This is a genomic window from Oscillibacter sp. CU971, from assembly GCF_905219725.1.
GTDB lineage: Bacteria > Bacillota > Clostridia > Oscillospirales > Oscillospiraceae > Oscillibacter.
On the sequence record NZ_CAJMXG010000176.1, the window covers coordinates 1 to 6,416 of the forward strand.

At 62.6% G+C, this 6,416-nt stretch carries 4 protein-coding genes; 1 reads left to right on the forward strand and 3 read right to left on the reverse strand.

The features are described from left to right. Positions 1–188: 188 nt before the first annotated feature. The 3 genes from ppdK to JX325_RS11545 form a co-directional block, all read right to left on the reverse strand. Positions 189–2,834 (reverse strand): pyruvate, phosphate dikinase, encoded by a 2,646-nt coding sequence (gene ppdK, locus JX325_RS11535; protein ID WP_204791265.1) that lies wholly within the window; start codon positions 2,832–2,834, stop codon positions 189–191. A gap of 267 nt (positions 2,835–3,101) precedes the next feature. Continuing rightward, the gene (locus JX325_RS11540; protein ID WP_204791266.1) at positions 3,102–4,301 is read right to left on the reverse strand and encodes a dicarboxylate/amino acid:cation symporter; all 1,200 of its coding nucleotides are present in this window, start codon (positions 4,299–4,301) and stop codon (positions 3,102–3,104) included. A 113-nt stretch (positions 4,302–4,414) separates the two neighbouring features. Then, positions 4,415–5,710, reverse strand: coding sequence for a serine dehydratase subunit alpha family protein (locus JX325_RS11545; RefSeq protein ID WP_204791267.1), 1,296 nt, complete (start codon positions 5,708–5,710; stop codon positions 4,415–4,417). A 232-nt stretch (positions 5,711–5,942) separates the two neighbouring features. Here JX325_RS11545 and JX325_RS11550 point away from each other — a divergent pair. Beyond that, positions 5,943–6,416, forward strand: a 474-nt coding sequence (locus JX325_RS11550; protein WP_279380533.1) for a BadF/BadG/BcrA/BcrD ATPase family protein, incomplete at its 3' end; no start/stop codon positions are given.

The window sequence follows — 6,416 nt, forward strand, 5'->3', positions numbered from 1 at the left end:
TCCACCGTGTCTTCCAGTGTGCCATCGTGCCATAATGAAAGGCCCTTCCATCGTGCCACCCATCTCAGGAACCTACCTATAAACCCTACCTGGACATATAAAATAATCGGAGCATATCACCTTTAAAATCAGTGGTTTTAGGTGATATGCTCCGATTTCAGCCTATTTCAATAGGTTTTCAGAACTTTTTACTTGCTCTCGGTCGCTCTGGGATTTTTTATAGCTGCCTGGGCAGCCGCCAGACGGGCGATGGGCACGCGGAAGGGAGAGCAGGACACATAGTCCAGCCCGGTGCGGTGGCAGAACTCCACGCTGGAGGGATCGCCGCCGTGCTCGCCGCAGATGCCCAGGTGCAAATCGGGATTCGCGCCCCGGCCCAGCTTCGCCGCCATCTCCACCAGACGGCCCACGCCGGTCTGGTCCAGCTTGGCAAACGGGTCGTTCTCATAGATCTTCCGGTCATAGTAGGCGTCCAGGAACTTCCCGGCGTCGTCACGGGAGAAGCCGAAGGTCATCTGGGTCAGGTCGTTGGTGCCGAAGGAGAAGAATCCGGCCTCCTTGGCAATTTCGTCGGCGGTGATGGCCGCGCGGGGAATTTCGATCATGGTGCCCACCAGGTACTTCATGTCGGACCCGGCTTCCTTGATGATGGCGTCGGCAGTCTCTACCACCACGCCCTTGACGTATTTCAGCTCCTTGACCTCGCCCACCAGGGGAATCATGATCTCGGGGACCATCTTCCAGTCGGGATGCGCGGCCTGAACCTTGAGGGCGGCCTTGATAACGGCCCGGGTCTGCATAGCGGCGATCTCGGGATAGGTGACCGCCAGGCGGCAGCCGCGGTGGCCCATCATGGGGTTGAACTCGTGGAGCCCGGCGATGATGGCCTTGATATCCTCCACGGTCTTGCCCATATCCTGGGCCAGCTTGGCGATGTCGGCCTCCTCGGTGGGGACGAACTCGTGCAGGGGGGGATCCAGGAAGCGGATGGTGACGGGGCAGCCCTCCATGGCCTCGTAGATGCCCTCGAAGTCGCTCTGCTGCATGGGTTCCAGGCGGGCCAGGGCTTTCTCCCGCTGCTCCAGGGTGTCGGAGCAGATCATCTCCCGGATGGCGGGGATGCGGTCCTCATTGAAGAACATGTGCTCGGTGCGGCACAGGCCGATGCCCTGGGCGCCGAACTTCCGGGCCTGGGCGGCGTCGTGGGGCGTGTCGGCGTTGGTGCGGACCTGGAGGCGGCGGTACTTGTCCGCCCAGCCCATGACCCGGCCGAACTCGCCGCCGATGACGGCGTCCACAGTGGGGATGGCTCCGTCGTAAATCTTGCCGGTGGAGCCGTCCAGGCTCAGCCAGTCGCCCTCATGATAGGTCTTTCCGGCCAGCTCAAACTTCTTGTTTTCCTCGTCCATCTTGATCTCGCCGCAGCCGGAGACGCAGCACTTGCCCATGCCCCGGGCCACCACGGCGGCGTGGGAGGTCATGCCGCCGCGAACGGTCAGGATGCCCTGGGCGGCCTTCATGCCCTCGATATCCTCGGGAGAGGTTTCCAGGCGGACCAGGACCACCTTCTCGCCCCGGGCGGCCCACTCCTTGGCCTCCTCGGCGGTGAAGACGATCTTGCCGCTGGCGGCTCCCGGAGAAGCGCCCAGGGCGTGGCCCACCACGGGGGCGGCCTTCAGGGCCTCGCCGTCAAACTGGGGATGCAGCAGGGTGTCCAGGGACCGGGGCTCGATCATGGCCACGGCTTTCTTTTCGTCAATCATGCCCTCGTCCACCAGGTCGCAGGCGATTTTCAGGGCGGCGGCGGGGGTGCGCTTGCCGTTGCGGGTCTGGAGCATGTACAGCTTCCCGGCCTCCACGGTGAACTCCATGTCCTGCATATCCCGGTAGTGGTCCTCCAGGATCTTGCAGACATTCTCGAACTGGCCGAAGGCCTCGGGGAACTTCTCCGCCATCTGGCTGATGGGCATGGGAGTCCGCACGCCGGCCACCACGTCCTCGCCCTGGGCGTTGGTCAAAAATTCGCCGAAGAGCTTCTTCTCGCCGGTGGCGGGGTTCCGGGTGAAGGCAACGCCGGTGCCGCAGTCGTCGCCCATGTTGCCGAAGGCCATGGACTGGACGTTGACGGCGGTGCCCCAGGAGTAGGGAATGTCGTTGTCCCGGCGGTAAACGTTTGCACGGGGGTTGTCCCAGGAGCGGAACACGGCCTTGATGGCGCCCATCAGCTGCTCCTTGGGGTCGGAGGGGAAGTCCACGCCCAGCTTGGCCTTATACTCGGCCTTGAACTGGCCCGCCAGCTCCTGGAGATCCTCGGCGGTCAGGTCCACATCCTGGGTGACGCCCTTCTTTTCCTTCATTTCGTCAATGAGCTGCTCGAAGTACTTCTTGCCCACTTCCATAACGACGTCGGAGTACATCTGGATAAAGCGGCGATAGCAGTCCCAGGCCCAGCGGGGGTTGCCGGACTTGCGGATCAGCACCTGAACCACGTCCTCGTTGAGGCCTAAGTTCAGGATGGTATCCATCATGCCGGGCATGGAGGCCCGGGCGCCGGAGCGGACGGAGACCAGCAGGGGGTTCTCCAGGTCGCCGAACTTCTTCCCGGTGATTTCCTCCATCTTGGTGATATACTCCATGATTTCGGCCATAATGGAGTCGTTGATTTTCTGGCCGTCCTCGTAATACTGGGTGCAGGCCTCGGTGGTGATGGTGAAGCCCTGGGGGACAGGCAGGCCGATGTTGGTCATCTCGGCCAGGTTCGCGCCCTTGCCGCCCAGCAGCTCCCGCATGTTGGCGTTGCCTTCGGTGAACAGGTAGCAGTACTTTTTGCTCATTTTCATTCCTCCGTTATTTTTAGCGTTCGCTGGGCGGCGGTGCCCGCCGTCCGCTTGGCAAACGTTTGCCTAAATGCCTTACCATTATAATCGTTCATTTTCTGGAAAGCAATACATAAATAGCATAAGAAATCACCGGACATTTGAAACAATCTGCCCAAAATTAATAAGAGGGGCAGCTCCCGCCGGCTCCGGGCGGGAAAAACCGGGCCCCCGGGTACTCCGGGGGCCTCGGCTCTCAATATGGTTTTGCGCTTTGGAGGGGGATCAGAGGTCCACGGACTTGATGGCCTGCTCCTTGATGCCGTGCTTTTCGGCGTAGCCCGTGAGGATCAGGGTCAGGGCGCCGTCGCCGGTGACGTTGCAGGCGGTGCCGAAGCTGTCCTGGAGGGCGAAGATGGCAAGCATCAGGGCGGTGCCGTCGCCGTCGAAGCCCAGGACGCCGGTGATGAGGCCCAGGGAGGCCATAACCGTGCCGCCGGGGACGCCGGGGGCGCCGATGGCGAAGATGCCCAGCAAAAGGATGAAGAGGATCATATTGCCCACGCTGGGGAGCTCGCCGTAGAGGACCTTGGAGACGATCATGATGAAGAAGGTCTCCGTGAGGGCGGAGCCGCAGAGGTGGATGTTGGCGAACAGGGGAATGCCGAACTCCACCATGTCGGAGCGGAGGCTCTTGCTCTTCCGGGCGCAGTCCAGGGCCACGGCCAGGGTGGCGGCGGAGGACATGGTGCCCACGGCGGTGAGGTAGGCGGGGCCGTAGTGCTTCACCACCTCAATGGAGCTGCGGCCGGAGTACACACCGGCAAAGCCGTACAGCGCGGCCATCCAGATGTAGTGGCCCGCCATGACGATGACGATGGCCAGCAGGAAGGCGGGGAACTGCTTGGTGATGGTGCCGTCATAGCTGAGGCCGCAGAAGGTCAGGGCGATGAAGAAGGGCAGAACAGGGATGACGACCTTCTTCACAACGCTCAGGACGATGTTCTGGAACTCCTGGAGCACGGCGGTGATGGTCCTGGCCTTGGTCCACACGGCGGCAAGGCCGATCAGGACGGAGAAGACCAGGGCGCTCATGACGGGCATGATCTGGGGAATGTCCAGCTGGAAGGCCACGCCCGGCAGCTCCTTCAATCCCTCCATGCTGGAGGCGATGGGCAGGAAGGGCACCAGGACATAGCCCGCGATCATGGACATCAGGGTAGCCAGGACGGTGCTGGCGTAGGCCACAATGATGGCCACCATCAGCATACGGGTGGCGTTGGAGCCCATCTTGGTGATGGACGGGGCGATGAAGCCGATGACGATCAGGGGCACGCAGAACATGATGAGCTGGTTCAGGACATACTTCAGGGTAACCACGATGGTCATGACGCTCTCGGGCAGGAACAGTCCGCAGACGATGCCGACGGCGATGCCGATCAGCAGCTTCAGGGGGAGGCTCATGCCCTTTTTCTCAGCGGCCATAAGGATTCCTCTCTTTCTTGTGTTGAAACACATTTAAATTCCGCTCCGCGGTCTTCTTCCAGCATACGCGCGGCGGAGCCTGCGCATGCGCACGCCGGGTGGAAGCGAAGTCCTTACGCCTTGGGTGGCTGGCCGGTCATGATGCGGATGATCTCCCGGTCCGTCTCCCGCATGCCTAGGCGGCCCAGGCGGCCGATGTTGGCGATGGTGTTTTCCACGCCCTTGGAGACGATGCCCTCCCCGCCCCGGAACTGCTGCTCGCTGCGGTACATGTTGTACCCCAGGAGGCCCGCGTCCACGGCGGCGGCGATTTTGGCGGCGCAGGAGGGCTTGGCCCCGTCGCAGATCATGCCGGAAATCGTCGCCAGAGCGTTGACCAGGGTGTGGGCGATCTCCTCATAGCCCCCGCCGTTCAGCCAGGCGATGGCGGCGCCGGAGGCGCACCCGGCGCTGACGGCCCCGCAGTAGGCGCTGAGCCGCCCGATGCCGGTCTTCATGTGAATGGTCAAAAGGTCGCTGAGGGTGACGGCCCGGAGGGTTTTCTCCTCGTCCGCCCCCAGGTGCTTCGCGTACTCAATGACGGGAACCGAGGCGGTGATGCCCTGGTTTCCGCTGCCGGAGACGATGATAACCGGCATCTCGCAGCCGCTCATCCGGGCGTCGGACCCGGCGGCGGCCATGGCCCGGGCGCGAATCTTGATGTCGTCGCCGTAGTGCTCCCGGAGGACCTTGCCGATGTTGGCCCCCCAGGGGTTTTTCATGCCCTCCTGGGCGATGGCGTAGTTGTAGTCAATCTGCCGCTGGACGATTTCCCGCACGTCCTCGATATCGCAGGTGCCCGCAAAGTCCACAATGGCCTCCACAGACATGCAGCTGCGGTCCGTCAGGCCCCCGGCCGCGTCCTGGGACACCACGGCTCCCGCCTCCAGCAGGGTCTCGCCGTTCTTTTCAATCAGGACGATGTTGGTGTGATAGTCCGCGATGCGCAGGCGTACCGTGTCCTCCCCGGCGGTGAGAGTGACGATGATGTCAAACACCACGTCCCCCGGCGCGGGGGCCACCCGGACCTCATGGCTCGCCAGATAGGCCTTGATCGCTTCTTTCTGTGCGTCCGTCACCTGGGAGATAACCTCCAGGATCTTTCCCGCGTCTCCAGCCACCGCGCCGGCGGCGGCGGACGCCTCGATGCCCTTCAGCCCTCCGGTGTTGGGCACCACCACGCTTTTGACGTTTTTGATGATGTTTCCGCTGGCCTCCACCAGGATTTTCTCGGGCAGGCGGCCCAGAACCTCCCGTGCCTTGGCCGCGCCGTAGGCGATTGCAATGGGCTCGGTACAGCCCATGGCGGGCACCAGCTCCTCCCGCAGGATCTGCACAAAATGGTGATAGCGCTGATCGGTTTGATTCACGTTTCTCCTCCTTTCTTTTCCTTCCCTTTCTTAGTTTGGGGCCCCCGCCGGCAAAGCCGCTGGAAGCCCCCGCCGTTTTCTGAAAACAGCTATGTTGACCATACCATTTTTGGGAAGATTTGTCAAGGAAAGCCGCCCTTTTTTCCCTCTTTCCGGGCCCTCCCAAAGTCCTGTTGACATTTCTTCCCGGATGTCCCATAATGGCAGAAGATTAACATGGGAGGACGCGCTTATGAAAACCATCCTCGGCATCGACATCGGCGGTACCACGACGAAAATCGTGGGCCTTGACTATGCCGGAACCCTCCTCTCCACCCTCCGGGTTCAGGCGGGAGATCCCCTGACCAGCCTCTACGGCGCTTTCGGAAGCTATCTCTCCGGAAACGGGCTCACCCTGGCGGACGTGGAGCGGGTGGTCCTCACCGGCGTGGGGGCCTCCTACGTGCAGGGGGACATCTACGGCCTGCCCACCTGCGTGGTGGACGAGTTTTCCGCCAGCGGCACCGGCGCCCTGGCCATGAGCGGGCAGGACAAGGCCGTCGTCGCCACCATGGGCACCGGCACCGCCTTTCTCTTCGCGGAAAAGGGCCGGGGCGTCCGGCACCTCTGCGGCAGCGGCATCGGCGGCGGCACCCTGGGGGGCCTTTGCCGGAAGCTGGTGGACATGGAGCGCTTCGGCCAGATCAAGAAGCTGGCGGAGCAGGGG